The sequence below is a fragment of the Rhodothermales bacterium genome, from assembly GCA_017643395.1.
Taxonomy (GTDB): Bacteria; Bacteroidota; Rhodothermia; order Rhodothermales; family UBA10348; genus JABDJZ01.
This window is the reverse complement of sequence record JAEPNP010000001.1, coordinates 1,156,765-1,170,996: the sequence shown is the minus strand read 5'-3', so window position 1 is coordinate 1,170,996 and position 14,232 is coordinate 1,156,765. Positions and strand designations below refer to the sequence as shown.

Annotated in this window: 11 protein-coding genes; 2 read left to right on the top strand and 9 right to left on the bottom strand. The window is 63.0% G+C overall.

Annotated elements, in window-relative coordinates; translation table 11 throughout:
- The first annotated feature begins 59 nt into the window (after positions 1 to 59).
- Both JJ896_04670 and JJ896_04665 read left to right on the top strand, forming a co-directional pair.
- Entirely contained in the window at positions 60 to 1,166 is a 1,107-nt protein-coding gene (locus JJ896_04670) for a quinone-dependent dihydroorotate dehydrogenase (protein MBO6778926.1), read from the top strand.
- Positions 1,167 to 1,300: 134 nt separating this feature from the next.
- Positions 1,301 to 3,145, top strand: coding sequence for a long-chain fatty acid--CoA ligase (locus tag JJ896_04665; protein MBO6778925.1), 1,845 nt, complete (start codon positions 1,301 to 1,303; stop codon positions 3,143 to 3,145).
- 9 nt (positions 3,146 to 3,154) lie between these two features.
- Here the strand turns inward: JJ896_04665 and JJ896_04660 are convergent, their stop codons facing one another.
- From JJ896_04660 to JJ896_04620, 9 genes are all read right to left on the bottom strand, one after another.
- Complete coding sequence (locus JJ896_04660) at positions 3,155 to 4,375, bottom strand: FAD-dependent oxidoreductase (protein ID MBO6778924.1); 1,221 nt, start codon at positions 4,373 to 4,375, stop codon at positions 3,155 to 3,157.
- Positions 4,372 to 5,373 carry a 4-hydroxyproline epimerase gene (locus JJ896_04655; protein ID MBO6778923.1) on the bottom strand — a complete coding sequence of 334 codons (1,002 nt, stop codon included), beginning with the start codon at positions 5,371 to 5,373 and terminating at the stop codon, positions 4,372 to 4,374. Before JJ896_04655 ends, JJ896_04660 begins: the two co-directional genes overlap by 4 nt.
- Complete coding sequence (locus JJ896_04650; GenBank protein ID MBO6778922.1) at positions 5,373 to 6,986, bottom strand: aldehyde dehydrogenase (NADP(+)); 1,614 nt, start codon at positions 6,984 to 6,986, stop codon at positions 5,373 to 5,375. Before JJ896_04650 ends, JJ896_04655 begins: the two co-directional genes overlap by 1 nt.
- Before the next feature lies 1 nt (position 6,987).
- The gene (locus tag JJ896_04645; GenBank protein MBO6778921.1) at positions 6,988 to 7,623 is read right to left on the bottom strand and encodes a GntR family transcriptional regulator; all 636 of its coding nucleotides are present in this window, start codon (positions 7,621 to 7,623) and stop codon (positions 6,988 to 6,990) included.
- A 15-nt stretch (positions 7,624 to 7,638) separates the two neighbouring features.
- Positions 7,639 to 8,550 carry a dihydrodipicolinate synthase family protein gene (locus JJ896_04640; GenBank protein MBO6778920.1) on the bottom strand — a complete coding sequence of 304 codons (912 nt, stop codon included), beginning with the start codon at positions 8,548 to 8,550 and terminating at the stop codon, positions 7,639 to 7,641.
- A 125-nt stretch (positions 8,551 to 8,675) separates the two neighbouring features.
- A complete protein-coding gene (locus JJ896_04635) occupies positions 8,676 to 9,362 on the bottom strand; it encodes a hypothetical protein (protein MBO6778919.1) in 687 nt (228 codons plus the stop codon).
- A 162-nt stretch (positions 9,363 to 9,524) separates the two neighbouring features.
- Positions 9,525 to 12,764, bottom strand: a complete 3,240-nt coding sequence (locus JJ896_04630) for a DNA polymerase III subunit alpha (GenBank protein ID MBO6778918.1) — start codon at positions 12,762 to 12,764, stop codon at positions 9,525 to 9,527.
- Complete coding sequence (locus JJ896_04625; GenBank protein ID MBO6778917.1) at positions 12,764 to 13,003, bottom strand: hypothetical protein; 240 nt, start codon at positions 13,001 to 13,003, stop codon at positions 12,764 to 12,766. Before JJ896_04625 ends, JJ896_04630 begins: the two co-directional genes overlap by 1 nt.
- Positions 13,000 to 14,196, bottom strand: a complete 1,197-nt coding sequence (locus tag JJ896_04620; protein MBO6778916.1) for a hypothetical protein — start codon at positions 14,194 to 14,196, stop codon at positions 13,000 to 13,002. The genes JJ896_04625 and JJ896_04620 overlap by 4 nt, the downstream gene beginning before the upstream one ends.
- Between the last annotated feature and the right edge of the window lie 36 nt (positions 14,197 to 14,232).

Genomic DNA, 14,232 nt, shown 5'->3' with positions numbered 1-14,232 from the left:
GCGCGTTTCCAGGCGGAGCGGGAGGCGCGTAGTTTGGCCGCCTGTCTCCGCACTCAGCGATGTTCGAACGACTGCACGCATTCCTGTTCCGGCTAGAAGCCGAGCGGGCCCACAATATCGGCAGTGCGATAGCTCGCACGGGCCAGCGCTGGGCCCATGGTTACCTCTCGCGGCAGTTCGAATTTGAATCGGACCGGCTGCGCACCGAGCTCTTCGGGATCCCCATGGCGAACCCGTTCGGTATCGCGGCCGGTTTCGACAAGAATGCCCTCCTGATTCCTTTCTGGCAGGCCCTCGGCTGCGGATTCGCGGAGGTAGGCTCTGTCACCGGCAAGAAGTCACGAGGCAATCCCAGGCCGCGCGCGTTCAGGCTTCCTGAGGAAAAGGCCATCATTAACCGGATGGGGCTCAACAATGACGGCTCGAAGCGCATCGGGAAGCGACTGGCCAGGTATGACCCGGCACCCCTGCCCCTGGCCGTCAGCATCGCCAAGACGCACGACCCGGCCATCGAGGGCCAGGATGCCGTGGAGGACTTCACCACGACGTTCAGTCGCTGCGCACCGCATGTGTCGATGGTCGTGCTGAACCTCTCCTGTCCCAATACCAGGGAGGGAAGAACCTTCGAGGATCCCAACGCGCTGGACGATTTGCTGAAGTACATCATGCCACTTCGGGCCGCGCTGGAGCCGGCGCCACCAGTGCTGCTCAAGCTCTCGCCGCCCATTACGGACCGGGTGGTCCTGGACAGCGAAGTGGATGAAATCCTGGCGGTCGCCGCGCTCCACGGCGTGGACGGCTACGTGGCCACCAACACGGACCCCGGCCGAGAGTTGTTGCAGCACACCTCACCCGAGGTTGTCAAGCGCATCGGCCCGGGCGGACTGTCCGGTCTGCCTCTGCGCTCCCGCTCCACGCAACTCGTGCGGTACCTGTACAGAAAGACGGAGGGCAGTACGCCCATTATCGGCGTGGGGGGCGTTGGCACCGGCCTGGACGCGTACGCCAAAATCCGCGCCGGCGCCTCCCTGGTGCAGCTCTATACCAGCCTTGTCTATCAGGGGCCAGGCGTGTTCAGGCAGTTGAAGATGGACCTGGACCAGCTGTTGGAGCGAGATGGGTTTGCGTCCGTTCAGGAGGCCGTCGGGGCCGACGCCTGGGACTAAATCGGTCCCTGGCCCGCCATTCCGAGCCCGGCGGCCCAACGTCTCGTTGCCTGGTATCCAGCGGCATGTGAGCGCACATTGCAGCCCGAGGCCCCTTCGTGTAGCTTTTCCGGTCCCACCTACCGAATGCACCCATGCCGGCAGTCGTCTCTTTCGAAACTGTCCCCCAATTGTTCGATGGGCTCTTTGATCGCTATGAAGGTCAAAGCCGCCCCGCTCTCTCGTACTACGATCGGCCCGCCGGCCAGTGGATCGACATCGATTGGGACGGCTTCCGGGGTCAGGTACGTGCCATGGCCGGCTACCTGTACTCGGTCGGGGTCCGGCCGGGGGACCGGGTAGCCATCCTGTCAGAAAACCGCCCGGAATGGGCGGTGACGGACCTGGCCACGCAGTACCTGGGGGCGATCAACGTCTCGCTGTATACGTCGCTGCCGGCCTCGCAGGCCGGGTATATCGTGAAGGATTCCGCGGCGAAGGTATTCGTGGTTTCGACCGGTATTCAGCTGAAGAAGGCCGAGGCCATCTTTGACGATTGTCCGGACCTGGACACGATTGTGACCATGTCCGAAATGCGCAAGGAACATCCCGGCTACGTGCATGCCTGGGCAGACTGTATGGAGGCCGGTGCCACGGCCTGGGAGGCGCATGAGGATGAGATCCGCGCTTTCGGCAAAGCCGTCACCCCCTCGGACATCTCAGCACTCATCTACACCAGCGGCACGACCGGCAATCCCAAGGGGGTGCGGCTCTCTCACGAGAACTTCTGCACCAATGCGCAGGCCGCCCTTTCCAGGGTTCCGTTTGATGAGACCGATCACCACCTCTCCTTCCTGCCGCTCTGCCACTCGTTTGAGCGCATGGCCGGATACCTGTGCGTGCTGGCATGTGGCGCGCGCATCACGTACGCGCAGAGCATCGATACGGTCAATCGCGACCTGATGACGGTCAAACCGACGGTCATGATCTCGGTGCCGCGACTGTTCGAACGGGTCTACAACGTCATCGCCAAATCGGTAGAAGAAGGCTCCAGCATCAAGAAGAAGATCTTCTACTGGTCCGTGGATGCCGGCAAGGCGTATGCACACGCCATGACCAACGGAGGCGCCGGTATGGTCACCCAGTGGAAGAAGGGCGTGGCCGACAAACTGGTCTTCTCCAAGCTGCACGAGAAGCTGGGCGGCAACCTGCGTTTTGCCGTCTCAGGCGGCGCCGCGCTGCCGGCCGCGGTCGGTGAGTTCTTTCAGGCCGCCGGTGTCACGATCATCGAGGGGTACGGGCTGACCGAAACCTCGCCGGTCCTGACGATCAACCCCATCGCCGGACCTCGCTACGGCACTGTCGGGCATGTCATCGACCGGGTTACCGTTGGCATCATGAACCTGGAGTCCGGCGAGATCATGGCGCAGATCTCCGGCGAGGACTACCCGACATCGCTCAGTTCCGAGCCCGGTGAGATCGTGGCCAAGGGTCCCAATATCATGCAGGGCTACTGGCAGAACGATCAGGCCACCCGAGAGTCCATCGACGACAATGGATGGTATCATACGGGCGATGTGGGGCGGTTTGAGAACGGATACCTGCGCATTACCGACCGCATCAAGCACATGATTGTGTCCAAGGGCGGAAAGAACATCTACCCCGGTCCCATCGAGGAGCTGTTCAAGACCGAGCCGCTCATCGACCAGATCATGGTCGTCGGAGAGGGTCGAGAGTTTCTGACCGCCCTGGTGGTGCCCAGCGAAGATGCCGTCTCGCTCGCCGGGGGCGAGGAGGAATTGCAGACCGCCCTGAAAGCGGCGTTCCGTTCCTATTCGCGCGAGGCCGCCGCTCCCGAGAAAATCCGTGACTTCCGGCTGGTGTCGGAGGCCTTCTCGGTCGACAACGGAATGATGACACCGACCCTCAAATTGCGGCGCAAAGCCATTGAAGCCCACCACGCGGGCCTGATCGACGAGATGTACGCCGCCGTCGTGTGACCGCCGCGCTCAGTCCCGCCGGCGCGTAAAGCGCAACGGATCGAAGGGCGCCGGATCCATGAACGGGGTCGAACCCGACATCAGCTCCGACAGCAAGCGACCTGTGGCCGGTGCGAGCGACACCCCCATCATGCCGTGGCCTGTCGCAGCCCAGAGCCCGGGTGCCAGTCGGCCTACGAACGGCAGTCCGTCCGGCGACGCCGGCCGGAATCCCGTCCAGATGTCCGGAGCCTGCACGGCCTGCTCGCCGTGATAGCGTGCTGCTTCGCGCAGGATCGGCGCCACGCGGCGCCGATCCACGCTGCCGTCAAACCCGGAGAGGGATAGCGTGCCTCCATAGCGCATGCGGCCGGGCAACGCCGTGATGGTGACCCGCTCTTCCATCAGAATCATGGGAATCTGCGGGCCTTCCCCCCGCACTGTCACACTGTACCCCTTCGCCGGCTGCACTTTCAGACTTCGATGCAACCTGCCGGACCAGGCACCGGCCGCCACGACGACATCGTGCGCCGTAAGGGTACCCCGCTCCGTGACGACCTCCCTCGGCCCCAGGCTCTGGACCCGCAGCCCGTATCGCACTGTACCGCCGCCCGCCTCGATGCGCCGTTGCAGGCTCGCGAGAAGGGCGTCCGGGTCCACCCGTCCATCGTCCTCAAACAGCAAGGCACCAAGCGCCTGCGATTGCAGCCTGGGGACCTGGGCGGCGGTGCCGGCAGCGTCGAGTACCTGTACGCGCAGACCTGCTTTTTCCGCGACCTTCGCTTCGTGTCGCAGCGATTCTGCCAGTTGCGGCGTGCGATACACCATCAGCAACCCCGTCTGCTTCCAGGCAAAGTCGTTTTCGTGCGCTGCCAGGCGCCGGAACCCCTCGACACCCTCAAGGCTGAAATCCCGGAGGACGGGCACGGACGCGGCTACGTGAGCGGCCGTACAGTGCTTGCGAAACTGCCACAACCACGGCGCCATGCCGGGCAGGGCGGAAGGTTTTATATGGAATGGCGCGTCGCGACGAGTCATCCACCGCAGGCCCTGCGCGATGACGCCAGGCGCGGAGAGGGGTACTACATGGCTGGGAACGATCATGCCCGCATTGCCGGCGGAGGCACCCTGACCGGCAGCCTCCTTGGAGATCACGGTCACCGATCGCCCCATGCGTTGCAGGCTCAGGGCTACGCAAAGCCCCACTACGCCCCCTCCCACAATGACGACGTCGCTACTCGACGTACTCATCGGACTGTGAATCCGTGTGCGAAGGGGTCGTCGTCATCGACCATGATCGTATTGATCCCGGTGATGCGTGCCCAACCCTCAATGCTCGGCACGATGGCAGCACGATCGCCGACTCGGGTCTCGCTTTCCACGCGGCCTGTGAAACGGCTTCCGATGATGCTCTCATGCACGAAGGCGTCCCCCACCGCGAGCTTGCCTTGCGCAGCCCACTGCGCCATACGGGCACTCGTCCCGGTGCCACATGGCGAGCGATCGATGGCCTTTTCGCCATAGAAGACGGCATTTCGTGCGTGTGACCCGTCCTGGCCGGGGGCACCTGTCCAGAGCATGTGGGACAGGCCGCCGATGCGAGGGTCCTCAGGATGCCGGAAGGTGTAGCGTTCATTCAGTCGCCTTCGCACTACCGGGCTCCAGCGCACGAGGTCCGTGGCCGAGTGGTCTGAGAGGTCGCGATAGTTCTCCTGTGGGTCGACGATCGCATAGAAGTTGCCTCCATAGGCGACGTCGACCGTAAGCCGGCCGAGGTCCGGGCACTCCACTTCAAGGCCCTCCGCCGCCAGGAAAGACGGCACGTTGACAAGGCGTACGGACGTAACTCGGTCTCCGTCTCTGTACACATGGGCGTCCACGCGACCGGCCGGGGTATCCAGCCGGACCAGATTGGGGTCGGACGGCGAGATCAAGCCGTGTTCGAGCGCGATCGTCACCGTGCCGATGGTGCCATGACCACACATGGGCAGGCATCCGGAGGTCTCTATGAACAAGACGCCCACATCACAATCCTCCCGAGTGGGCGGATACAGGATCGAGCCAGACATCATGTCGTGCCCCCGGGGCTCGAACATCAGGCTCTGGCGAACCCAGTCGTGGTGCTCCAGAAAGTGTGCCCGGCGCTCCAGCATGGTCGTGCCCTCCAGTGACGGACCCCCACCAGCGACAAGCCGCACCGGGTTGCCGCAGGTGTGGGCATCCACACAGAAGAACGTGTGACGCGCCATCAGCCGACCGTTTCCGAGTGTGCGATGGCGTCCCGGGAGTACTCACCGTTTACCAGACGGAGGATGCCCCTCGGGTTCTCGTCCCTGAGATCCTCCGGGAGCAATTCATCGGGGCTGTTCTGAAAACACACGGGTCGCACCCACCGCCGAACCGCCGCGGTGCCCACTGAGGTGGTTGACGGTGCAGTCGTGGCCGGGTAGGGCCCTCCGTGATGCATGGCGTGGCACACTTCGACGCCGGTGGGAAATCCGTTGAAGATCACCCGGCCAACTCGCCTGGACAGGGTTGTCATCAACGCGCCGGCATCATCACCGGAGTCGCAATGAATGGTCCCGGTCAGATTGCCGTCCAGCAGCCCGGCGGCGTCAGCCAACTTGCCGGCGTCACACAGCACCACCACGGTCGAAGGGCCAAACACTTCCTCATGCAGGTGGGGATTGCTCTTGAACGTCTCGAGATCGGCTAGGAAGAGCGCGGGAGTCGCGACGGCGGCGCCGTCCCCGCCAGGGTTGGCCCGCGAGCCTCCAGTGACACCGGCTGTGTCGCCCAGTTTCTGCACGCCATGGGCGTAGCCGGACGCGAGGCCGGCATGGAGCATGATTTGCGGACCTGCCTGTTCCAGTGAGGTCCTGAGTGCATTGACAAAGCTTTCCCGCATGGGGGACTGCTCGACGAAGACCAGGCCCGGGTTCGTGCAAAACTGCCCACTGCCCAGTGTGACCGACCCGGCCAGGCCATCTGCAATCTCTCCCCCTCGTTCCTGCAGGGCCCCGGCCATCACAAAAACCGGATTGACACTTCCCATTTCCGCGTAAACCGGGATGGGATGCGGCCGTGAGTTGGCCGCGTCGAACAGGGATCTGCCTGCCGCCAGCGAACCCGTGAACCCGACCGCTGCGATCTGCTGGTGATTGACCAGCTGCTGGCCGACTTCGGCCCCGGCTCCATGCAGCAGGGAGAAAGTGCCCGCGTGGAACCCGGTTCGCCTCACCGCCTGATTGACGGCGCGTCCCACCAGCTCGGACGTGCCCGGATGGGCCGGATGCGCCTTGCATACCACCGGACATCCCGCCGCGAGCGCGGATGCCGTGTCTCCCCCCGCTACCGAAAACGCGAGCGGAAAGTTGGACGCCCCAAAAACCGCCACGGGGCCCAGTGGGACCGAAATGGTCCGGATATCCGGTCTCGGCATCGGGCTCCTGTCGGGGAGCGCTGTTTCGATGCGTGCGTCTTGCCAGGATCCCTCGCGGAGCAGGCCCGCGAACATCCGCAGCTGGCCGCATGTGCGCCCGCGCTCACCCCTCACCCTTCCTTCGGGAAGCCCGGTCTCCAGCTGAACACGATCTACGAGCACGTCTCCCAATCCCTCGATCTCGTCGGCGATGGCCTCCAGGAGATCTGCGCGATCGCCCGGGCCACGACCGGAATCGGACTCGAAGGCCTCCCTGGCGAGGTGGACAGCCCGGGATATTTCCTGTTGGGTCGCTTCATGAAAGAAGGGCGCGAGTGGACGTCCGTCCTTTGGATTCACGCCGGCAATCGCGGCGCGTCCCTCCGAGGAATCCGCATCGCCGATAAGGTTGCAGCCTTGCAGAGTGATCGTAGTGGCCATATCAGGCGGAAATCAGGATGTGTTTGGTAAACAGGGCCAGATAGTCCATGAGTTTGTCCGAGCGCTGCTCGGCCGCGAGGCCGTCGCCCTCCAGGATAGCGTGCACTACTGCCTTGTGCAGTTCCGCCGAGCGGGCAGCGTCCTCCGCTTCATGGTAGCGATACCAGAGGCGTCTGCAATGTGTGTGAAGGGGGCGAACAGCCTGCACCGCGAACTGATTCGGTGCAGCAGTCCAGATGGCCTCGTCCAGGCGTCCGTCTGCTTCCATGAACGTCGAGCCCTCCCCGGCAAGATCCTGCAGCGCGGCCCTGATTCGTGCGCGCTGTGGCCCGGACGCCCTCTCCGCGACCCCTCGGGCCACGAGCCGGTCCAATGCTTTTCTGGTTTCGATGATCGCCAGCATGTCCCGCAGATCCACGGGGGCGACCATCATCCCCCGACGTGGCATGACCCGGATGAGTCCCTGAGAAGCCAGACGCTGCAGCGCTTCACGGACCGGCGTTCTCCCCAGCTCCAGCAGGGCGCAGAGATCGGCCTCGGAGAACACATTACCTGGCCCGAGTTCCAGAGTAGCGATCAGGTGCTCGATGCGCCCGTAGGCGGCCTCGGCGAGCGTGGGTTGGGTTTGCGGTACCACCGTTCGAGGATCTGGTTACGCCAGCACGGCCTGTACGGCCTCGGCCGGTCTTGTGTCCAGCGCTCTCTGGATGGTGGCCATCACGGCCTCTCGTTCTTCGCCGACCAGGGGGAGTCTCGGCGGGCGCACGGTTTCCGTGCCGAGTCCTACCATGGCCTCCGCGAGCTTGATGTTCTGTACCAGCTTTGTATTCACGTCGAGGTGCAATAGCGGCATGAACCACCGGTAAAGCGCCACCGCTTCGTCAAATCGGCCCGCTTTGGCCAACCGGAAGATCGCGACGGTTTCTCGGGGGAATGCGCAGACGAGTCCTGCCACCCAGCCAACGGCGCCCAGCATCAAGGCCTCAAGTGCAATGTTGTCGACGCCGGTAAAGATGCGGTAACGGTCGCCGACGAGATTGATGATGTCCGTGATCCGCCTCACGTCGTCGCTGGACTCCTTGATCGCCTCGAACTTTGGCTCGTCAGCCAGCTCCTGCAGCATCGAGGGCGTCACGTCCACGTTGTACGCCACAGGATTGTTGTAGAGCATGATCGGCAGGTCCGTCGCGTTGGCAACTGCGCGCAGGAAGGTGACCGTTTCCCTCCGATCACTCGTGTAGAGCATCGGTGGGAGAAGCATCAAGCCGCTTCCTCCCGCGCGGGCCACCCGCTCGGCCATGCGACAGGCATCCGCTGTCGTGCGCTGGGCCACGCCACAGACCACGGGCGCCCGCCCCTCTACGATCTCCACGGTCATGTTCACCAGCGCTTCCTTGTCATCCATGCTCAGCGTTGATGCCTCCCCCAGCGAGCCGGATACGATGATCCCTGTTGCCCCGGCATCCAGCTGTGCTTCCAGATTGATGCGCATCCAGTGCGTGTCGATCGCAAGCGTGTCGGTGAACTTGGTGGTTACGGCCGGGAAAACCCCTTCCCAATGCATGGTCCTGGTCGTTTGTGTACGGATAATATATCACTGATCGACATTGCATGCATCTACCCAAAAAAACGGGCCGGAAGCAGCGCTCCCGGCCCGAATGACTGGTTTGACCGATCGACTATCGCCGATCAGGCGTCGTGCACGGTCACATGCACGTGCGGTACGTCAATGTCGCGCAGACTTGACCAGAGGTTGTTGAATCCCTCGGCTACCTCCGCACGCGCCTCACGGAACTCCTCAGCCGTAGCGTTTCCGAGCTGCTCGAGGTTGCTGGCCAGCTCTGCTCGCTCTTCCCGCAGTTCGGCTACGGCTTCGCGGGCTTCCTGGTCGGCGCGCGCTTCGAGCGCTTCGATGTCCCGGTCGAGTTCATCGAGCTGGGCGGCTGCCACAGCCTGAAGCTCGTTCATGTCTTCGGCAAACTCGATCTGTGCATGATCGATTGCGTCATCCACCTCACGCACTGTTGCCCTCACGTCGGACTGGAATTCATTCCATTCCTGCTCGGACTCGGCTTCGACGCGATCCAGTCGTGCCGCGGCCTCGCGGTACTCCTCGCGAAGCTCAGCCACCTGCTCATTGTAGGCCTCGCGCATTTCGTCGCCCGCCTGGGCTGCGCGCGCCTCGAGCTCGTCAATCTCACCTTCGAGTTCGCTCAGCTCGGAACGAATGTCGCTCCGAAACTGCTGAAGATCGGCGTCGGCTACGACGTACGTCTCCAATTCGTCGTCTCCGTCCATCTGGCCGCGTTCGATTTCACACGCGGTCAGACTCAGAGACAGGCCAACTACTGTAAAGAAATAGGGTACCCGTTTCATAACTAAAAAAACTATAGTTCTAGGAACGGGGGGGTCGAAGTCAGCCAACGGTATATCGCGGCCATGAGGTCCCCGTTCGCTATTGAAAGACTGTGAATCCGAGCCGATGGAGGCCATTAACACCGTTAAGCCGCGTCTCGTGTCCTCTGACTACTCGTGCTCTTAACCCGCGTCGTCACGCACCTCCACCACCCTCGCATCCGATCGTTCGGCCCGCTCGCCAAAGGCGGTCACCCTATGCTCCCGGCCGTACGTCGGACCGCCGTGCTGGCCCTTGTAGCCTCCGATCACCCCACCGAGAGTCACAACCTCATCGACCATGATGCCCCGCCAGGGTCCGGTGACCTGCACCCTGCCCTTGACGATGAGCGCACTCTGCCGCAGTTCCTCCTCAAACCGCGCCCGCACATCAGGCCTGCAGATACACTGTATGTGTGCCGACTCGTCTTCCAGAAACAGGAACATGGTCCCCTTGGCAGTACCCGGACGCTGTCTGAACATTACCAGTCCGGCAATGGTCACCACCGGCGGCTTGTGTTCGTCATAGGGCAGTGTGGTACCAAACTGCTTCACGAATTCGATCGAGCGAATCTCGTTGTACCGCAGGCTTCTCCGGATCACCACCATAGGGTGCACCCGCGGCCCGCTGTGCGTTTTCAGGTCCCACTCCAGGCGGGTTCTGAGCGTAATGCCCGGCAGTGCGGGAATGTCGGCCGCACGCAATGACGTCGTGTCCAGCAGCGTCATCTGCTCGGTGCCTCCTCCCTCCTCGTACTGCTCAAGCAGCACCTTCATCTTGAACAAGGCCGTGCGGTTTGAGCCCTCCAACAGGTCAAAAGCCCCGGACTGCACCAGCGCGGTGAGCTGCTTCTCGTCCACCGGCACCCGGTGGAAGAAGTCTTCGATGGAGGAGAACGCCCCCATTTCGCGCTCCAGTACCGTGACCTGTGCCAGCGTTTCCTGTACGCCCTTGACGGAGGTCAACGGCTTGCGAATCGCCAATCTGCCCTCCACCCGTTCCAGCTGGAAGCGCAGCCCGGACGCATTGATGTCCGGCACCAGTACGAGCACGCCATGTCGCCGCGCATCCTGTTCCAGCGTCATCTGGGCATACATGCCCGGCCTGTGCTGCATCAGGCCGGCAAAGAAGGCCTCGGGATGATGCCGTTTCAGATAGGCACTGTGGTAGACCGTCAGCGCAAATGACGCTGCGTGAGACCGACAGAAGCCATAGCCGACGAACTTGGAGACCTGGTCGAACACGCGGTTCGCCACCGGCTCCGGCACATCATTCGTTTCCATGGCCGATTGCACAAAGCCGTCCCGCATCGACTCCATCTCCACCGGGTCGCGGAATTTGGACATCAGCCGGCGAAAGGAGTCGGCCCGATCCAGGTCCCATCCCGCAAACTGGTGCACCACTTCCAGAACCTGCTCCTGGAAGATGATCACCCCGTACGTGTCCTCCAGAATGCGTTCCAGGATCGGATGGTCGTAGCGCACCTTCTCAAGACCCCGGTGTCGCCGAATGAACGGATGCATCAGTCCCCCCTGAATAGGGCCTGGGCGCACCAGCGAGATCTGCTTGATCAGATCCTGCATGCTGCGTGACTGGATGCGCGAGCCTGCGCTCATTTGAGCCGGCGATTCGATCTGGAAGAGCCCGAGTACATCACCCTCACAGATCATGTCGTAGACGTCGGGATCGTTCAGCGGCAACTCATCCAGCACCACCGGGTCATCCGCAGGCCGCATGTCATTCACGACCACCGTGGCCTCTGATACCGTTCCCAGCATGCGCAGTCCCAGCACATCCAGCTTGACGAGCCCCAGCCACTCCAGGTCGTCCTTGTCAAACTGTACCACACGCACACCGTTCGCCGACACCTGAAGCGGTGTGAAGTAGCGCATGGCGTCCCGGGTAAGCACCATACCACCCGAGTGCTGACCCAGATGCCGCGGACAGCCTACCAGGTTGGCTGATGCCTTGATCAGCGTCTCCACGAGCGGCGAATCCCCGCCGGCCACGCTACGAATATGGGCCGCGTTATGCTCGTCATCCGGAGGCCCGTACCCGCACCCCTTGGACATCTGGATGGCCATTTCTGCCGGCCAGCCGAGCGCTTTGGCGGTATCCTGAACAGCTGACTTGGTCAGATAGCGGTCTATTGTCGCCGCCATGCCTGTGTGGTTCACACCGAACCGCTCCTCCATCCACTCCACGATCTCGAGTCGCCTGCTGGAGTCGAAGTCGAGGTCGATGTCCGGCGTGCCCTTCCTGCCCCGGTGCAAGAAGCGCTCGAACAGCAGGTTGTGTTCGATGGGGCATACCACAGTGATACCCAGCAGATAGGTGACGATGGAGTTTGCGGCAGATCCGCGCCCCAGGCAGCGAATACCGCGCCGACGCGCCTCCTCTACCACTTCATGCACAACCAGGAAAAACTCCTGCACGTCCAGCCCGCTGATGACACCCACCTCCTTTGCCAGGCGCTCTTCGGCCGCCTCCCGATGCACAGAACCGGGTGGGTACTTCAGATCGAATGCCGCAAACACGTGCTCCCGAAAGACCTCCACCGACGTTTTGCCGGCCGGAAGGCGGGTGCCGGGCGGGATGATGTGTCCGGGTATCAGGTCCACCTTGCACATCTGCCCGATCTCTCCAGCCCGATGGATGGCCGCCGCCGGCAGGCCCCTGCGCTTCAACTCCGCTTCCGGCTGCAGATAGGCCATGGCATTGCATGGCCGGTCGGGGTGGTCGTCAAACACCGTGATGCCGTGCCGTGCGCATGTCAGCAGGTCATAGCGCCAGTAGTCGCCGGGTACGGCATAGCGTACATCGCCCGTGGCCACCGGGGGCACACCGGTCTGACGGGCCAGCTGCAGGAGGTGGGCAAGGCGGCGGTCATCTCCCTTTCTCCGCTGGTGCGTGACCTCGATTGAAAGCCGCTCGCCAAACAGGTCATGCAGAGTGTGTACCCACTGTGCGGCCTCACGGGGCTGGAATGCGTCGATCAGGGGGTACAGAGGTCCCGCTTCCGTGCCCGTGAGGCAGAAGACGTCACTGCAGTGCTCGGCCAACTCGTCCAGGGTGGCGCTCGGCTCTTCCCGCGAGCGCAGATGCGCCTGCGTGAGCAACCAGCAGATATTGGCGTAGCCTTCCCTGTTCTGTGCCAGCAGTACGAGATCGCGGCCATCGACCGGCACCTCGGCTCCGAAAATGTGCTGTATGCCCAGTTCCTGGCAGGCACGCTGGAAACGTACGACGCCGTAAACCCCGTGTCGTTCGGTCAGCGCGACCGCTCCGACACCTTGGGCGATTGCCGCTTCCGGCAACGCTTCCGGTGATGACCCAGCTGCCTGGAAGGAAAACCAGCTTCGGGTATGCAGATGGGCAAACATCAGTCAAAAGTGCCTGTAATCGCCCATTTCTGCGTGCGACGGTCACCACAAACCTCAAACGTACCTCGCTGGGTACGCACGGTCATGTAGTGACGTTGGGTGTCCTGTGACCACCACCTTCCGCGTACATCCCAGCGCTCGATGACTTCGTGTACCGGCTCTGCCCATCCTTCCCGCTGCAGGATGACCGGCTGGTTTCCATCAAACCAGATTTCGACAGGTACAGTCCGGCGCTTCATCCTCTTCCAGTGCTCCTTGCACTTCCGGAAGTGTCGCTGGCTTCCCAGGTCCTCAGGCTGATCCGGTCCTCATGAAAGTGCGCTCCCGCGCGTACAAGCCCACGCTTGATGCTGTTTGGGTAGCGTCGATGCACCTCACCGACGGCGCTCGTCACCTTGCGAAGCCGCTCACCAAACAGCGACGCCTGCACCAGGTCGCCCGTCATCAGGCTAGCCAACACATAGTCTATCCGGTCGATGTCGATCGGGCGACTCTGGGCCTTTCGTGCCTCTACATGCAGGGACTGCAGCATCTCACCGGCCAGGCGGAGTCCATACCGCTCCAGCGTATCCGCTCGGCTGGTTGGGTGTGGCAACACCCTGGACCCGTGTACCGGGTCGCGTCCCTCGGGCCGGAGGATGATGCGCACCTGGCCGGCAAACTGGTCATTCATGGCCAGGGCCGCACGCTCATTGAGTTGACAAACGATGGGCATCAGGTCCCCCGGCTGGCTGCAGGGGGCCTCCAATTCGAAGTGGCTGCGGATGGAGGGAGGGGGGTGGTAGACCCCGATGCGCCCGGATACCCCGGGGTGCAGGAGCGGGTAGAGGGCAACGCCTTCCTTGCCGAACGCCAACTTCAGCTGCCTGCTGTTGAGTTTGCGTGCCGGACCGAGTGTGCTGCATCCCAGCAGCTCAAGCCCGTCAACCAGGTCCTCACTGAACCCGGCATCAAGCAAGAGAGGGGATGGGAACGCATCCAGAAACGCTTCCATCTCTTCGGGCCGCACGACTGTCGTGCCTCCGGGATTGGACCGCACCGCAGCCAGGTGGGCCGTGGATCGGTCGGGTGCAAACCCGACACAGGCTCGCAGATGCCGTGCGGTGTCTCGTACCTCTCGGGGACGCGCAGAGAACCACGCCACCGGCTGACTGCTTTCCAGGAACGGCGTGGTGCGGTGCAGGTGTTCGACCACGTACTCCCACGCGCAGTATTCGGAGACCGCATCGCGAATCAGAAGAAGTGCCTCCGGGCACAGCGAGCGCGCCCGGGCCGCTGTCATGCCCGTTTCGATTCCGGCCCGCACCGCATGCCGATTTACGGCGATGATGTGCGCGTCTTCCTGCACCATCAGGGCACGTGTGGGGTCACAGCGTTTGACCAGGGAAAGTGCCCAGGCGGGATACTGCTTGATGGTGAGACAGCCGACCACGAATAGGGTGTTGTGCCCCGTTGGGGCAGGTGGGAC

What these genes read in the sequence shown, in the direction of transcription:
- JJ896_04670 (MBO6778926.1), top strand. Translation starts at nt 60, where the DNA reads ATGTTCGAACGACTGCACGCATTCCTGTTCCGGCTAGAAGCCGAGCGG.
- JJ896_04665 (MBO6778925.1), top strand. Translation starts at nt 1,301, where the DNA reads ATGCCGGCAGTCGTCTCTTTCGAAACTGTCCCCCAATTGTTCGATGGG.
- JJ896_04660 (MBO6778924.1), bottom strand. Translation starts at nt 4,375, where the DNA reads ATGAGTACGTCGAGTAGCGACGTCGTCATTGTGGGAGGGGGCGTAGTG.
- JJ896_04655 (MBO6778923.1), bottom strand. Translation starts at nt 5,373, where the DNA reads ATGGCGCGTCACACGTTCTTCTGTGTGGATGCCCACACCTGCGGCAAC.
- JJ896_04650 (MBO6778922.1), bottom strand. Translation starts at nt 6,986, where the DNA reads ATGGCCACTACGATCACTCTGCAAGGCTGCAACCTTATCGGCGATGCG.
- JJ896_04640 (MBO6778920.1), bottom strand. Translation starts at nt 8,550, where the DNA reads ATGCATTGGGAAGGGGTTTTCCCGGCCGTAACCACCAAGTTCACCGAC.
- JJ896_04635 (MBO6778919.1), bottom strand. Translation starts at nt 9,362, where the DNA reads ATGAAACGGGTACCCTATTTCTTTACAGTAGTTGGCCTGTCTCTGAGT.
- JJ896_04630 (MBO6778918.1), bottom strand. Translation starts at nt 12,764, where the DNA reads ATGTTTGCCCATCTGCATACCCGAAGCTGGTTTTCCTTCCAGGCAGCT.
- JJ896_04625 (MBO6778917.1), bottom strand. Translation starts at nt 13,003, where the DNA reads ATGAAGCGCCGGACTGTACCTGTCGAAATCTGGTTTGATGGAAACCAG.